The organism is Qipengyuania marisflavi (assembly GCF_005884405.1).
GTDB classification, from domain to species: Bacteria; Pseudomonadota; Alphaproteobacteria; order Sphingomonadales; family Sphingomonadaceae; genus Qipengyuania; species Qipengyuania marisflavi.
The window spans coordinates 195,238-210,259 of sequence record NZ_VCAO01000001.1 but is presented as its reverse complement, the minus strand read 5'-3'; the positions used below and the strand labels follow the sequence as shown (position 1 = coordinate 210,259).

Below are 15,022 nucleotides of genomic sequence, written 5' to 3'. Positions count from 1 at the left end.
CAAACCTGCCTCTGCGATCAATCCTATGTTGTGAACGAGTTTGTAAAGCAGGGTGGAGAGAATCGTTGCAACGCACTATGCCGCGCCCATGCGTATCGCCATTGCCTCTGACCACGCCGCGCTCGACCTCAAGGCCGAGCTGCGCGACTGGTTGATCGAACAGGGCCACGAGGTCGCCGACCTTGGCCCCGACACCTCTGACAGCGTCGATTATCCCGACTTCGGCTATAGTCTGGCTTCGGTCGTCGCTGATGGCTCTGCCGAGCGCGGGATTGCCTTGTGCGGATCGGGGATTGGCATTTCCATCTCGGTCAATCGCAATCCGGCTGTGCGCTGTGCGCTGGTGTCGGAGCCGTTGTCTGCCGCGCTTGCCCGCGAACACAATGATGCCAATTGCCTGGCGATGGGCGCGCGGCTGACGGGCGGCGACATGGCCAAGGCCTGTGTCACAGCCTTTCTCGCCACCGAATTCGCCGATGCCACGCCGCAAGGCACGGGGCGCCATCAACGCCGCGTCGACAAACTTTCGAACCCCAGCTGCTAGGACCCGCATGACCGACAACCGTTTCTGGACCGATACGCTCGAACAGGCCGACCCCGAGATCTATGGCGCCATCCGCAATGAATTGGCGCGCCAGCAGGACAAGATCGAACTGATCGCGTCGGAGAATATTGCCAGCACCGCAGTGCTGGAGGCGACCGGATCGGTCTTCACCAACAAATATGCCGAAGGTTATCCGGGAAAGCGCTATTATGGCGGCTGTGACTATGCCGACATCATCGAAACGCTGGCAATAGACCGCGCCAAGCAATTGTTTAGATGTGATTTTGCCAATGTCCAACCGAACAGCGGCAGCCAGATGAACCAGGCCGTGTTTCTGGCCCTGCTGCAGCCGGGCGACACCTTTATCGGGCTCGACCTCAACTCGGGCGGCCATCTGACGCATGGCTCGCCTGTCAATATGAGCGGCAAGTGGTTCAACCCGGTCAGCTATGGCGTGCGCAAGCATGACGAGCTGATCGACATGGACGAAGTCGCGGCGATTGCGCGCGAGCATCAGCCCAAGCTGATCATTTGCGGCGGCACCGCCTATTCGCGCACATGGGACTTCCCGCGCTTCCGCGAGATTGCTGACGAGATCGGCGCGACGTTGGTGTGCGACATGAGCCATATTTCGGGACTGGTTGCGGGCGGGGCGCACCCCAACCCCTTCCCCCACGCACATATTGTCACCACCACCACGCACAAATCCCTGCGCGGCCCGCGTTCCGGCGTGATCCTGTGGAACGATCCTGATCTGACCAAGCCGCTCAATATGGCGGTGTTTCCCGGCCTGCAGGGCGGCCCGCTAATGCACGTCATCGCCGCCAAGGCGGTGGCCTTTGCCGAGGCACTGCGGCCCGAATTCAAGACCTATGCGCAAAACGTGGTCGACAATGCTCGCGCTCTGGCAAAGGGGATCGAGGCGAATGGCCTGCGTGTGGTGTCTGGCGGGACTGACAATCATTCGATGCTGGTCGATCTTAGCGCCAAGGATGTCACCGGCAAATCGGCGGAGGCCGGCCTCGACCGCGCCTGGCTGACTTGCAACAAGAACGGTATCCCCTACGACACGCGCAGCCCGTTCGTCACCAGCGGTATTCGTCTGGGCACACCGGCGGGCACCACCCGCGGCTTTGGCACGGCCGAATTTGAAACCATCGGGGCGCTGATCGCCGAAGTCGTCGATGGCCTGTCCCGCAACGGCCCCGAAGGCGATGGCCAGGTTGAAGAACGCGTGCGCGGCAAGGTTGCCGAGCTTTGCGCCGCATTTCCCGTCTATCCCGGCCGTTAAGGAGACCAATCATGCAAGACCAAGACCGCGATCCCAAAAACAACGACTGGGTTGATGAAGCCAAGACCGAAATTTCCGGCATGGCCAAGGAAGGGATGGCGCATCCCTCCACCAAACCTGTGCTGACCGGTGCCGCCATTGGCGCATTGGCAGGCGCATTGCTGCCCGTGATAAGCCTGCCGATGGGCCTGATCGCAGGTGCCGGATTTGCCTTTTACAACAGGGTCAAGAAGTAAGCCTCCCAGATGCGCTGCCCGTTTTGTGCCCATGAAGACAGCCAGGTGAAGGACAGCCGTCCGACCGAGGATAACACGGCGATCCGGCGGCGCCGGCAATGCGCGCATTGCGGGGCGCGGTTCACGACCTTCGAGCGCGTCCAGCTGCGCGAAGTTACGGTGATGAAATCCGGTGACCGGCAGGAGCCTTTCGACCGGCGCAAGCTGGAGCAATCCATCGCGCTGGCCTGCCGCAAACGCGAAGTCGCACCCGAGCAGATCGACCGTCTGGTATCCGGTATCCAGCGTCAGGTGGAAACCGCTGGCGATGCCGAGGTGCCGTCCGAACGGATCGGAGAGCTGGTGATGGAAGGGCTGCGCCAATTGGACAGCGTGGCCTATATCCGCTTCGCCTCGGTCTATCGCGACTTCAGCGAGGCCCGCGATTTCGAGGAATTTGCCAGCACCGTTCAGGATGCGGCAAAGAGTGAATGACGCGCGCAAGCCTGTGATCGTGCTGGTCCGCCCGCAACTGGGCGAGAATATCGGCAAGGCGGCGCGCGCCATGCTCAATTTCGGGCTGGCGGAAATGCGGCTGGTTTCCCCGCGCGATGGCTGGCCCAACCCTGCGGCAGGTCCGGCCGCGGCGGGAGCGGATTCGGTTCTGCAAAATGCGCAGGTGTTCGACACCACTGCCGAAGCAGTCGCCGATTGTTCGAATGTTTATGCCACCACGGTACGCCGACGCGGTGTGAACAAGCCGGTTCTGACACCCGAGATTGCAGCACGCGAAATGGTGACTGCACCCGGACGCAGCGCCTTCCTGTTCGGCCCCGAACGCTCTGGCCTCGAAACCGAAGATGTATCGCTCGCCCGCGCCATAATTACCGTGCCGATCAATCCGGAGTTCGGCTCGCTCAATCTGGCGCAGGCTGTGATCCTGTGCGCCTATGAGTGGTCGAAGGCCTACCTTGCCACTGGCGAGGGGGCGGACGAACTGGTGCAGCCACCGGAGGAAAACAAGATGCCCCCGGCCCCGCAGGAGGAGCTGGAGGGGCTGGTCGCGCACCTTGAGAAAATGCTCGAGCCCAATGGATATTTCCTGCCCGAAGGCCGCGCCGAGGCAACCCACCGCACTCTGCGCGGGATACTGACCAAGCCCGGCTGGAACCACCTGGAAGTGCGCACCTTACGCGGTGTGCTGTCGGCTCTGGCAAGAGGGCCGCGCAAGTAGCTTTGCCCTAGATTGGGAATTTCGTTGAATTGTGGTATCTATCGAGTGACGCCAATCTGGAGGGTTTCGCGATGATCAAGCAATTTGCCACTGTTTTTGCCGGAGCATTATTGCTGGCTATAGCTGGTTCGTCCGCTTTTGCCCAAGAGGGCACTACGCCTGTTGCCGCGCCTGCGCCTGCGGAAGCGCCCGTAGAAACCGATCTCGGCGATGAGACGATCGAATGCCGCATATTGCCGCCCAAGGTAGGGACGCGAATTCCCGGCAAGCGTGCGTGCCTCACCCGCGCCCAATGGGCTCACAGTGCGGTGCTGACAAAGGAAACGGGTGAGGATATCAACGCCCGCGGACTGATCAAAAACGCGCAATAATCAGCTTGGTCAGCATCAATTCAGCTGGACTTGCTATATCCAATTTGTCCAAACCCGCCGTACTTGTTAGCGCAGCATGGCCTGACACGAACTTCAAGGACCAAAAAATGATTAAATCTTTTGCTTTGCTGGCTGCTGCCGGTTTGACGCTTGCCATGACCCAGCCCGCCGTGGCTCAGGATACGGCAACCTCGGCTGAACAGCCAGCCAAGGAAAAGAAAGTCTGCAAGACGCAGCCTCCTGCGGTTGGCTCGCGGCTTGGCGCGCGGCGCGTCTGCCGTACGCAGGCTGAATGGGATGAGCAGCAACAGAATGCTCGTGACACGGCCAATGATATGTCCCAGCGCGGCCAGTTGGAGGGAACTTCGGGTCCTAACGGCTAAGTTTTCATCCTCTAAGCTAAAATTTCGGGGCGCGTGTCATTGGCACGCGCCCTTCGCTTTTGGCTCTTGCGCTGCGCTCGAAACAAATCAGTCGGCGGGCATTTTGACAAGCACGATACGACCCGCAAAGACCGCTTGCGGCGCGCCATTCTGATCGCGGGAGAATGTGAGCGGTGAGGTTGTATCGAGATCGATGAATGACAGCGACCCGATTGCCAGGAACCGGCTGATTTCGCCGCCAGCAAGATCGGTCAGATGCAAATCGGTATCGCCAGATTTCATGAAGCTAAAACTGCGCCCCGCCAGCGGCCCCTCCGGCACCGTCCAGTCCCCTTCGATCAGCGCCCAGTCATCGGTGCCCTGCGCGACCGGGGTCAGGAGGCGGCGTTTCATGAAGGTGAGGCCCAACTCGCCCGCCATTCCGCGCGCCAGTCCGCTGATGATGGGATACCCCAACTCGGAATCGGAAAAGACCACTGCTCCGCTGCGGCTGAGGCGGTCGAAAAACATCGTCGTCCGATAGCCAAAATTCTCGCCGGTGTGTTGGATCACATCCCAGCCCTCACCTCGATCGATGCCAAAGCCCAGAGCATAGTTCTCGCCGCCATCAGGAACGGCCAGCAGCTGGGCGGCCATGTCAGGGGTCAGGTAATCGGGCCGCTCACCGGCGGCAATTCGGTCCACCGCAAGCAAGAAACGCGCGAAGTCGGAGGGTGTCGTCCAAAGTCCGGCAGCGGCTTTCTCAGGATGGAGGCGATAGCCGCCTTCCACCACATTGCCATCATTGCCGTGTGCCGAGGCGAATGGTGCGACCCCCGCATAACCAAAGTGACTCGCTTCCAGACCCAGCGGGCCGAGCACTTCTTGCTGCATATAATCGGCGAAGGTCAGCCCACTTTTTTCCTCCACCAGCAATTGCAGGACTGTGTAACCGCCGCCTGAATAAGCATATCCGCTGCCCGGCTCCTGCATCAGGACAATTGCATCGGTATTGCCTTCGCCGCGGAGAACGCCGGCAGTGGAGGGCAATTCGGACCCGCGAACATAACCCGGAAAGCCATGAGCGTTCAGGCCCGCGCGGTGCGACAGCAGGCGGCGGATAGTTACCTTCTCAGCCGCGCCGAATTGCGAGTAATCGACTTTCCATCCGCTGAGATAGCCATTGATGTCCGCATCCAGATCAAGCCCGTGCCGTGCCACAAGCCGCAGGACACCCAGCGCACTGACCGGCTTGGCGAGCGAGGCCGCCTGGAAGCGCAGATCGGAAGCGATCGACCTGCCGTCATTCCCAACAACAGCTTGCTGCACCACCGCGCCATCCCGAATGAGAGCGTAGGACACAGTCGCGGTGTTAACCTCCTGCATCCGGTCTGCCAGAGTTCGCACAGGGTCAGCCCGGCCCGCAATTTCGAGATGCGGTATGTAAGTTGGAATATATATCGGCGGCGCGTCGTCATGCGCCGTAGCGGACGTGCTTATTGCAACTGCGGCCAGCACCGCCAGCCAATGTTTCACAACCATTATTCACCCCTCCCCGGGTGCAATCAGCCAGCTCTCAGCCGGTCCCATTCAATCATTTCGTAAGCGATCGATGTCTCCACCAGATCATTCCAGATTCCTTCCAGCCTGTCAGCAGGCAGGCCGCGTTTCTCCGCATCGGCGCGGGCGTTGGTGATCACGGCGTCCTTGCGCGCTTCATCGCGCACGGCGCCGCGTTCCTGCTTGATCCGCGCGGCGGCGCGCATATAGCCGAAGCGCCGGTCGAGCAGCTCCATCAATTCGCGGTCGGTGGCATCCACCCCGGCACGAACGTCGCGCATATCGGTGCAGGCATCGGGCAATTTTGTCTCGCTATTCATGGCGCGCGCACTGCCGTGAACCGCGCTGCTTGTCGAGCGCCTATCGCAGGCCCTTGACCCTATGCCCAAATCTGCTAGGCGCGCGCCTTCGCGAATTGGCTCCGTATCCCGGTGAAGCGGATGCCGCGCATGGCACACAGGTCATGCGGTGCGATGCCGGGTTAAACGACTGTCTGAAGGACAGTCCTGCAAATTGAAGGAAAGACTTATGTCGAAGCGCAAAAGCGCCAAGTACAAACTCGATCGCCGGATGGGTGAAAACATCTGGGGTCGTCCCAACAGCCCGGTTAACAAGCGCGCCTATGGCCCCGGCCAGCATGGTCAGCGCCGCAAGAGCAAGGTCAGCGACTTTGGTCTGCAGCTGCGCGCCAAGCAGAAGCTCAAGGGCTATTACGGCGACGTGACCGAGAAGCAGTTCCGCAAGACCTACACCGAAGCGTCCAAAATGAAGGGCGATACGAGCCAGAACCTGATCGGCCTGCTCGAACGCCGCCTCGACATGATCGTGTATCGCGCCAAGTTCGCACCGACGATCTTTGCAGCGCGCCAGATCGTTTCGCACGGCCACATTCGCGTCAACGGCGTGAAGTGCAACATTGCGAGCCGCCGCGTCGATGTTGGGGATGTCATCAGCCTGGGCGACAAGGCCAAGGAAATGGCACTGGTCATCGAAGCGCAGAGCCTGCCCGAGCGTGACGTGCCCGACTATGTCGCGCAGGACGGCAATGACAAGATTACCTTCGCCCGCGTTCCGACGCTGGACGAAGTGCCGTATCCGGTGACGATGGAACCGAATCTGGTCGTCGAGTTCTACTCGCGCTGATCGGATTCACACACGCAACAGGAAGGGCGGTCCTGCGGGGCCGCCCTTTTTGTATCAGGACGCTATCCGCGTACCATCCCAGGCGAAGCAGCCGCCGCTGTCTTTGCTTTGCAGTCCGCCGAGTACGGATAGTAAATGACGCGCCGCGGTGTCTGGTGTGAACAGCTTGTGTTCGGGGATAGTGCCTACAAATGGCTGACTGAGCGGCGTAGCGACGGTGCCCGGATGCAGGGCCACGCACAGCGCTTCGGGCCGGCTGCGAGCCAACTCGATCGCCAATGATTTCACCAGCATGTTCAGAGCCGCTTTCGACGCGCGATAGCCATACCACCCGCCCAATCTGTTATCCGAAATACTGCCAACTCTTGCAGAGATCGCCGCAAGGGCAGCGCTGCCCTCTCGCGGGAGCAGCGGCAGGAAATGCTTTGCCACCAGTGCCGGGCCAATAGCGTTGATCGCATAGGCACGCGCCAGTCCATCGGCAGTCAGTTCGCGCCAGCTCCTCTCTGGTCCAAAGCCCTCCCCGTGCAAGGCGCCACTAGCCACGATGACCAGATCTAGCGCCCCCCGCTCGGCGCACTGCTGTGCAGCCTGCGCGATGCTGGCTTCGTCCTCGATATCCATGAAGTGGCTTGCGGGGCCGCTGCGTGAGAACGGGAGCACGTCACACCCCGTCTCACGCAGCGCTGCCACCAGCGCCTGGCCGATGCCGCCGGACGCGCCGACAATTGCCGCCCGCGTCCAGCTCATCGGATCAGTCGCCCGGTGCTATCGCAATCAGTTGCCAAGTTCGGCGCGCAGGAAGGCGTCGATCTTGCCGAGCATGTTGGCACGCACCGATTTGCTGTCGAGGTCGTGTTCGAAATCGTCATATTCGACCAGTTCGACCTTCTTCCCGGCTTTCTCAAGCGCTTTGGCCATGATCCGCGACTGTTCAATATCTACATTCTGGTCGGCGGTACCGTGGAATAGCAGGACGGGGGCGGAGAAACTCGCGGCGTTTTGAGCAGGGCTACCAGCGGTGACATGATCACCTTTGCCAACAAAGTTTTCGACAAGACGGTAATTGCTGAATTTGCGGCTGTCTTCGACCAGCTTGGCAAGATCTGTCACCGGCGCGATAGCGACAATAGCACCAAACAATCCCGGGTCGAGTGCTTGCGACTGCAAAGCTGCATAGCCGCCATAGGACCAGCCTACCGCTGCCAGACCGTTTGGCTTTGCAAGGCCTTGTGAAACCAGCCACCGCGCGCCGTCGTTCACATCGCCAATTGCGGTGCGCCACGCCTGAAAACCGTTGCGACCAAACCATTTGGCGCCGTAGCCGCTGGAGCCTCTGAAATTGGGCTGTAGCACCGCGAAACCACGCGCCGCGAAATATTGCACCAACCAGTCAAAGCCCCACTCGTCACGCGACGATGGGCCGCCATGCGGCATAACGATGGCTCGCAGGTTTTTGCCATCCGAGCCCGGCGGCAAGGTCAGATATCCCGGGATCATCGTGCCATCGGCGGCAGGATAAGAAATCGGCTGCATCGCGCCCATTGCCTTGCCATCAGCGGCTTCACGAAGGGGCAACAGCGGATTAAGCGCCCGCGCAGCACGATCGAACAGATAGAGCATCCCTGGATCCACATCGCTAGACGCAGCAATCAGCAATTTGCTTTCGTCAGAACTGGCGCCGATAATGTTGATCAACGGATGATTGGGTAATGCTTCCGACAATGAAGCCGCCAGGGCTTTGAGATCGGGATCAAAATATTCGATTTGACGTTTTTCTGTAGCAAAGCTGGCGCCCACGGCACGGCGCTGGCGTCCAATAAGCAACATCTGATCCACGTCGGCATCGCTGCGGACAACAATCGGCGTTCTCGTCATCGCGCCATCGAGGCTGACCGAATACAGCTTTGTAAAGCCGTCAGTGCCATCCTCAAATCCATAGGCGACATTGGTCTTGGCATCCACGGCTACCGGCTGGAAACCGAGATTGGATCCTGCATTTAATTCCAGACGTGACAACTGCTCCCACTTTTTCGAATTCGGGGTGCGGTAGAAATAACCGATCTCATCCTCGGAATAGCCTGACGCGCCGCGCATTTGCGTGGCCTTGAGACGAACTTGGCCAGTGTCATCGGCAACATACCGGATCGCGTTCTTGTCCGGCGTTTCAACAGCCGTTTCGCTGCCATCTTTCAGATCGATAGCCACGACGCCCAGACCTTCTTTGTCATTGGCAAGCCGTGTGTTGTTCGATGCTTCCTTGACGTAAGTCCGTGTCATCAGAACCTTGCCGTCTTCGCCCGGCATATCCAGAGCGATGACAGAACCGCCATTGAATACGTCATCCAGCGCGCGCATCGACCGGCGGCCTTCCAGTACCTTTAGGTCGCTGCCGTCTGAATTGACCGAAAACATTCGGGTCACGCCAAGATATTCACCAATACTGGCATCGCGCACGCTGATGTAAGCTCGGCACACCAGCTGCGTTTCAGTGGCCCAGCTACATCCTGTCAGGTCGGCCATCGGTTCAGTGAACAGCATAATCCGCTTAGGCTTGGCGCCTGCGGTGGCCAGATCGACAACATATACCGCCTCACCCTGATCATCGGCAGAGGCGATATAGACGAGCTGGTTGCCAGATGGTGACAAGCTGGCCGCGCGAACAGATTCGCGCGCGCCAAACACCGATGCATCGTCGCTAACGCTCTGCGCTGACAATGGTGACGCCATCGGCAAGGATAGCAATGCGGCACCGGCAACACCGGTCAAAAACTTATTCATCATACGACCCCCAAAAAATGCAGACTTTGGGGTAGGTCCATAAACACTTCGTGTGCAAGTGTTCCGCGAAAGAATTTTTACTGCCGCAGGTAATCTTGGCGGAAATATTGTGCGAATTGGGCGAATTGTCCCGCCGCAATCGCATCGCGCATCGCCTGCATCAGCTGCTGGTAAAAGGCGATGTTGTGTTCCGTCATCAGTATTGCGCCCAAAATCTCGCTCGATTTGACGAGGTGGTGAATATAGGCGCGGCTGTAAGTGGCGCAGGTGTCGCAGGCGCAGCGGTTGTCGAGCGGTTCCTGATCCTCGGCAAAGCGGGCATTGCGCAGATTGATCGGGCCGTTCCAGGTAAACGCCTGTCCATTGCGGCCTGATCGGCTGGGCAGCACGCAATCGAACATGTCGACCCCGCGCTCCACCGCGCCGACAAGGTCATCGGGCTTGCCCACTCCCATAAGATAGCGCGGGCGGTCAGCTGGCAATTGGCCGGGCGCGAAGTCGAGCGTGGCGAACATCGCCTCTTGCCCTTCCCCCACGGCCAGCCCGCCAATCGCATAGCCGTCAAAGCCGATGTCGGTCAGCGCATCGGCAGAGCGTTTGCGCAATTCTTCGTCCAGGGCGCCCTGCTGGATGCCGAACAGCGCCGACCGTTCAGCGTGTTCGCCCCCTGTATCGAACCCGTCGCGGCTACGCCTGGCCCAGCGCATCGACATTTCCATGCTCGCAGCGATGACTTCACGCGATTGGTCGGCGCGCGGGCATTCGTCAAACGCCATCACGATATCGCTACCAAGCAGACGCTGGATTTCCATCGACCGTTCGGGCGTCAACATATGCTTTGCGCCGTCGATATGGCTGCGAAACTCCACGCCCTGTTCGGTCAACTTGCGCAGATCCGAAAGGCTCATCACCTGATAGCCGCCGCTATCGGTCAGGATTGGGCGGTCCCAGTTCATGAATTTGTGCAGGCCACCAAGCCGCGCAACCCGTTCCGCACCGGGTCTCAGCATCAGGTGATAGGTGTTGCCGAGGATGATATCGGCACCGGTCTTGCGCACCGTTTCCGGCTTCATTGCCTTGACCGTGGCGGCTGTGCCGACGGGCATGAAAGCAGGTGTGCGGGTCGCGCCGCGCAGCATCTGGATTTGCCCGGTGCGGGCATTGCCGTCGGTCGCGTGAATCATGAAATCGAAACGGTTGGACATCGCCACCGCGCTAGCCATCGCGCGCCGCAATGTCATCCCGAAACACGAACGGGGCCGGTGTCCCGAAGGATACCGGCCCCGCGCGGTGTCCTATCGTTTAGAAACGAAGGCCGACGCCTGCGGTTGCGCGCAAAGTGTCAAACGCGATCGTGTCCAGATTGACACGGATCATCGACTTGCTGCCAATCGGGAAATCAACACCAGCGCCGACGAGGTAATCGCCGTCGCTATCGTCGATGCCGGTCAGCGCGCCGCCTAGATCAATATTCACGATTTCCTCGGGGTCGAGGTCGAGATGCTGGTAGCCACCGCGAACGTAGAATTTCGCGCCGCCGGGGGCACGGACGCCCAGACGGACCGATACGCCGACTTCACTGTCGATGGCATCGGTGCCGAACTGGTAATTGCCTTCAAGGCCAGCAAACATGCTGGTGCCAATCGGGACATCGTAACCGGCGAAAACGCCAAAGATCGGGCTGGCATCGTCGATGTCGAGCGGGGCAAACGTGGTCTGGAGGTCGCTGTCGACGCCAAGATCGTGGTAACCGGCCGAAACGCCGACAAAGCCTTCACCCGGAACGCTCTGTGCCTGGGCGGCGGCGGGAAGGGCCAGGGCTGCACCGGCAACGAGCGTCGCCAGCAGCTGATTCTTAAAACGCATTACAAAAAACTCTTTCTGATTCGACCGCAGATTGGCGGACCGCGGCGCAATGGTTGCACAACGCTTTCCCGGCAATGAATGATCTGAAATGAAAGGCGGCTCAGGCGCGCAGGCGCCAGCCGGTCTTGAAAATGTACGCGATGATAACGGTGCAGACCGCCAGGAATCCCAGCGTAATCCCCAGCGACAGGCCGAAATCGACATCGGCAGTGCCATAGAATGTCCAGCGCAGCCCGCTGACCAGATAGACAATCGGATTGGCCAGCGCGATCGTGTCCCACGGCTTGGGCAACATATCGATCGAATAGAATGTTCCGCCCAGAAAGGTCAGCGGGGTGAGGAACAGCATGGGAATGATCCCCAGCTTTTCAAAATTGTCCGCCCAGATGCCCAGGATAAAGCCGAACAGCGCAAAGCTGGCCGCGACCAGCATGATGTAAATCACGGCGAGAAAAGGATGCGCGATCTGGTATTCGACAAACAGCCGCGCGGTGAGAAGGATGATGGCCGCCAGGATCAGGCTCTTGGTGGCCGCCGCGCCGACAAAGCCCACCAGCGTCTCCGCCACGCCCACAGGCGCAGACAGCAGCTCGTATATCGTGCCGGTAAAGCGCGGCATATAAATCCCGAAACTGGCGTTGCTGGTGGTTTCGCCCAGCAGGGTCAGCATCAACAGACCGGGAATGATGAAGGCGGCATAATCGACGCCCGCAATATCCGGCATCCGCGCGCCGATGGCTGCGCCGAAGACGATGAAATACAGCGATGTGGTCAGCACCGGAGCAATGATCGACTGAAACGCCGTGCGCATCGCCCGCATCAATTCGCGGGTGTAGATCGACCATGTGGACCGCCAGTTGATCATGCCGCGCCCTCCCCTTCGCCCAGCAGTGATACAAAGATGTCCTCAAGCGTGCTCTCACGCACTTCAATGCCGGTGTAATCAACCTCGGCAGCGATCAGCGCCTTGGTCAGATCGGCCACTTCGCCCTTGCCCTTCCCCGTCCCGTCACCGCCGCGGTAGCACAGCGACGTACCGGCTTCTTCCAGCTCTACCGGGAAATGCGCGATGGAGGCTGGCAGTTCGGTCAGCGGCTGTGCCAGCGAGATATGCGCCTCGGTCCGGCCAAGCCGTTTCATCATCGCCGCCTTGTCATCGACCATCAGCAGCTTGCCGCCATTGATGATCCCGACGCGATCGGCCATTTCCTCGGCTTCCTCGATATAATGCGTGGTCAGGATCACGGTGACACCGCGTTCGCGCATTGCGCCGATCTGGCGCCACATATCCTTGCGCAATTCCACATCGACCCCGGCGGTGGGCTCGTCGAGGAACAGCAGGTCCGGCTCGTGTGCCAGCGCCTTGGCAATCAGCACCCGGCGCTTCATCCCGCCCGACAGCGCCATGATCCGCGTATCGCGCTTGTCCCACAGGCTGAGCGAGCGCAGGATTTCCTCGATCCGCGCCGGGTCGGGTGCCAGCCCGAACAGCCCGCGTGAATAGGCCACCGCGCGGCTCACCGGCTCGAACATATCGGTGCTGAGTTCCTGCGGCACCAGCCCGATCCGCGCCCGCGCCGCGCGCCAGTCGGTCGCCATGTCGTGGCCGAATGCGCGCATCGTGCCGTCGCTGGGCCGCACGATCCCGCACACCGCACCGATCAGCGTGGTCTTGCCCGCGCCATTGGGGCCAAGCAGCGCGAAAATCTCGCCCTTGCGGATGGTCAGATCGACATTGTCGAGCGCCTTCAATCCGCCGGGATAGGTTTTGGACAGGCCGACGAGTTCGAGAATGGGTTCGCTCACGAAACCGATCTAGGGCAGCAGCAGCGAGGAGTCACCATAGGAATAGAAGCGATAATCATGCTCAATCGCATGGCCATACACGGCCTGCATACGCTCGCGCCCCATCAAGGCGCTGACCAGCATAAACAGCGTGGATTTGGGCAGATGGAAATTGGTCATCAACCCGTCGATGGCGCGGAAAGTATATCCTGGCGTGATGAAAATATCGGTGTCGCCTGAGAAGGGGCGGATGATCTTGTCTTTTCCCGCTGCGCTTTCCAGCAGGCGCAGGCTGGTAGTGCCGACGGCGATCACCCTTCCCCCTGCCTTGCGCACAGCGTTCAGGCGATCCGCCACTTCGGGTTCGATCCGACCCCATTCGGAGTGCATCTGGTGGTCGGCGGTGTCCTCGGCCTTGACCGGCAGGAAAGTCCCGGCCCCGACATGGAGCGTCAGCGTTTCGCGGCCAATACCCGCCGCATCGAGCGCGGCGATCAGTTCGGGCGTGAAATGCAGCGCAGCGGTGGGCGCCGCCACCGCGCCGTCGCGGGCCGCGAACATGGTCTGGTAGTCCTTGCGGTCCTGTTCGTCGGTCCCGCGCTTGCCTGCGATATAGGGCGGCAATGGCATGGTCCCCGCGCGTTCGAGCAGCACCTCGACCGGCTCGTCACCTGCAAATGCCAGTGTGAAACTGCCATCATCATGCCGCGCCTCGGCAAGCGCGCTCACGCCTTCGGGAAATTCGACAGTCTCGCCCACGCGCAGCCGTTTGGCGTTGCGAATGAACGCCTGCCAGCGGCGCAGGTCGATGCGTTTGTGCAGCGTGGCCCCGATCTTGGCCTCGCCGCGCCGCCCCTCCAACTGCGCGGGAATGACGCGCGTATCGTTGAACACCAGCACATCACCTTCGCGCAGCAGGCCGGGCAGATCGCGGACATGGTGATCGGCCAGCGGCGCAGTGCCGCCATCTGCCACCAGCATACGCGCGGCATCACGCGGGCGGGCCGGGCGCAGCGCTATCCGCTCTGGCGGCAGCTCGAAATCGAAGAGGTCAACGCGCATGGCGCGCGCCCTAGCCGCCAGCGCGCGCGCTGGAAAGCAGAGAGCGCAGTTACTGCGTCAGCGGGGAGTTGAGTTCATCGGCAGAGATGGTCTGCACCGGGACCACGGGCATTGCCGGGACCGGAGCATTTTCGCTGGCGAGCGAGGCCTGCAGGATCCGCGTCGGGTTCTGCGGCGGCTCCCCCCGATTGATCGCGTCCACTGCGTCCATCCCGGCGATCACCCGCCCGAAATTGGTGTATTTCCGGTCAAGGCTGAAACGCGGATAGAAGACGATGAAGAACTGGCTGTTCGCGCTGTCTTCCGACGAAGCGCGCGCCATCGACACAGTGCCGCGAATATGCGGCATCGGGTTGAATTCAGCGGCAAGATCTGGAAGCGGCGAACCGCCCTGCCCGGTCCCGGTCGGATCGCCGGTCTGCGCCATGAAGCCATCGATCACGCGGTGGAAGATGTGGCCGTTGTAAAAACCCTCGGCCGCCAGCTGCTTGATGCGTGCCACATGGCTGGGCGCCCAACTGGGCATCAGGCGGATCATGACCCGCTGGCCATTCGACAGATCGAGCACCAGGATGTTCTCGCGCTCGGCGGTAGCATCGTAATTGATGGCGTTGAATGTCTTGCGCGCGGGCGCAGGTTCAGCGTCCTGCGCGGAGGCGGCAATCGGAGAAAGCGCCAGCAGTGCGGTTGCAGCCAGGGCGATAGAAGTCTTGAGCATGGAGTTCCTGTCGGATGATGCCGGAATGCGCTGCGTCTAGCGTCAGCGGTCTGTCGGTTCAATGAATAGCTTGCAGCGCGCAAGCCTGCT

18 protein-coding genes are annotated in these 15,022 nt (G+C 60.7%); 8 read left to right on the top strand and 10 right to left on the bottom strand.

Annotated features, from left to right (window positions below):
• Positions 1 to 88 precede the first annotated feature (88 nt).
• The 7 genes from FEV51_RS01070 (at position 89) to FEV51_RS01040 (ending at position 4,038) form a co-directional block, all read left to right on the top strand.
• Entirely contained in the window at positions 89 to 544 is a 456-nt protein-coding gene (locus tag FEV51_RS01070; RefSeq protein ID WP_138615383.1) for an RpiB/LacA/LacB family sugar-phosphate isomerase, read from the top strand.
• 7 nt (positions 545 to 551) lie between these two features.
• Positions 552 to 1,835, top strand: a complete 1,284-nt coding sequence (gene glyA, locus FEV51_RS01065) for a serine hydroxymethyltransferase (RefSeq protein WP_138615382.1) — start codon at positions 552 to 554, stop codon at positions 1,833 to 1,835.
• An 11-nt stretch (positions 1,836 to 1,846) separates the two neighbouring features.
• Positions 1,847 to 2,071, top strand: a complete 225-nt coding sequence (locus FEV51_RS01060) for a hypothetical protein (RefSeq protein ID WP_138615381.1) — start codon at positions 1,847 to 1,849, stop codon at positions 2,069 to 2,071.
• Between the two features lie 9 nt (positions 2,072 to 2,080).
• Positions 2,081 to 2,545, top strand: coding sequence for a transcriptional regulator NrdR (gene nrdR / locus FEV51_RS01055; RefSeq protein WP_138615380.1), 465 nt, complete (start codon positions 2,081 to 2,083; stop codon positions 2,543 to 2,545).
• A complete protein-coding gene (locus FEV51_RS01050; RefSeq protein ID WP_246034382.1) occupies positions 2,538 to 3,284 on the top strand; it encodes an RNA methyltransferase in 747 nt (248 codons plus the stop codon). Before nrdR ends, FEV51_RS01050 begins: the two co-directional genes overlap by 8 nt.
• Before the next feature lie 71 nt (positions 3,285 to 3,355).
• Positions 3,356 to 3,655, top strand: a complete 300-nt coding sequence (locus FEV51_RS01045) for a hypothetical protein (protein ID WP_138615378.1) — start codon at positions 3,356 to 3,358, stop codon at positions 3,653 to 3,655.
• A gap of 107 nt (positions 3,656 to 3,762) precedes the next feature.
• Entirely contained in the window at positions 3,763 to 4,038 is a 276-nt protein-coding gene (locus FEV51_RS01040; RefSeq protein WP_138615377.1) for a hypothetical protein, read from the top strand.
• Between the two features lie 87 nt (positions 4,039 to 4,125).
• Here the strand turns inward: FEV51_RS01040 and FEV51_RS01035 are convergent, their stop codons facing one another.
• Both FEV51_RS01035 and FEV51_RS01030 read right to left on the bottom strand, forming a co-directional pair.
• Positions 4,126 to 5,559: a serine hydrolase domain-containing protein gene (locus tag FEV51_RS01035; protein WP_138615376.1), complete on the bottom strand. Its 1,434-nt coding sequence runs from the start codon at positions 5,557 to 5,559 to the stop codon at positions 4,126 to 4,128.
• Between the two features lie 23 nt (positions 5,560 to 5,582).
• Positions 5,583 to 5,897 (bottom strand): chorismate mutase, encoded by a 315-nt coding sequence (locus FEV51_RS01030; protein ID WP_138615375.1) that lies wholly within the window; start codon positions 5,895 to 5,897, stop codon positions 5,583 to 5,585.
• A gap of 208 nt (positions 5,898 to 6,105) precedes the next feature.
• Here FEV51_RS01030 and rpsD point away from each other — a divergent pair, with 208 nt between their 5' ends.
• Complete coding sequence (gene rpsD, locus FEV51_RS01025; protein WP_138615374.1) at positions 6,106 to 6,720, top strand: 30S ribosomal protein S4; 615 nt, start codon at positions 6,106 to 6,108, stop codon at positions 6,718 to 6,720.
• Positions 6,721 to 6,774: 54 nt separating this feature from the next.
• On the opposite strand, the gene FEV51_RS01020 is transcribed toward rpsD, so the two are convergent.
• The 8 genes from FEV51_RS01020 to FEV51_RS00985 form a co-directional block, all read right to left on the bottom strand.
• Positions 6,775 to 7,470 carry an SDR family NAD(P)-dependent oxidoreductase gene (locus FEV51_RS01020; protein ID WP_138615373.1) on the bottom strand — a complete coding sequence of 232 codons (696 nt, stop codon included), beginning with the start codon at positions 7,468 to 7,470 and terminating at the stop codon, positions 6,775 to 6,777.
• Between the two features lie 27 nt (positions 7,471 to 7,497).
• Positions 7,498 to 9,504, bottom strand: coding sequence for an alpha/beta hydrolase family protein (locus tag FEV51_RS01015; RefSeq protein ID WP_246034381.1), 2,007 nt, complete (start codon positions 9,502 to 9,504; stop codon positions 7,498 to 7,500).
• 74 nt (positions 9,505 to 9,578) lie between these two features.
• The gene (gene tgt, locus FEV51_RS01010) at positions 9,579 to 10,706 is read right to left on the bottom strand and encodes a tRNA guanosine(34) transglycosylase Tgt (protein WP_138615372.1); all 1,128 of its coding nucleotides are present in this window, start codon (positions 10,704 to 10,706) and stop codon (positions 9,579 to 9,581) included.
• 97 nt (positions 10,707 to 10,803) lie between these two features.
• Positions 10,804 to 11,367, bottom strand: a complete 564-nt coding sequence (locus FEV51_RS01005; RefSeq protein ID WP_171032998.1) for an outer membrane protein — start codon at positions 11,365 to 11,367, stop codon at positions 10,804 to 10,806.
• Between the two features lie 100 nt (positions 11,368 to 11,467).
• A complete protein-coding gene (locus FEV51_RS01000) occupies positions 11,468 to 12,232 on the bottom strand; it encodes an ABC transporter permease (protein WP_138615370.1) in 765 nt (254 codons plus the stop codon).
• Positions 12,229 to 13,173 carry an ABC transporter ATP-binding protein gene (locus FEV51_RS00995; RefSeq protein WP_138615369.1) on the bottom strand — a complete coding sequence of 315 codons (945 nt, stop codon included), beginning with the start codon at positions 13,171 to 13,173 and terminating at the stop codon, positions 12,229 to 12,231. The genes FEV51_RS01000 and FEV51_RS00995 overlap by 4 nt, the downstream gene beginning before the upstream one ends.
• Positions 13,174 to 13,182: 9 nt before the next feature.
• Positions 13,183 to 14,214 (bottom strand): tRNA preQ1(34) S-adenosylmethionine ribosyltransferase-isomerase QueA, encoded by a 1,032-nt coding sequence (queA, locus tag FEV51_RS00990; RefSeq protein ID WP_138615368.1) that lies wholly within the window; start codon positions 14,212 to 14,214, stop codon positions 13,183 to 13,185.
• 49 nt (positions 14,215 to 14,263) lie between these two features.
• Entirely contained in the window at positions 14,264 to 14,932 is a 669-nt protein-coding gene (locus FEV51_RS00985; protein ID WP_138615367.1) for a peptidylprolyl isomerase, read from the bottom strand.
• Positions 14,933 to 15,022 lie beyond the last annotated feature (90 nt).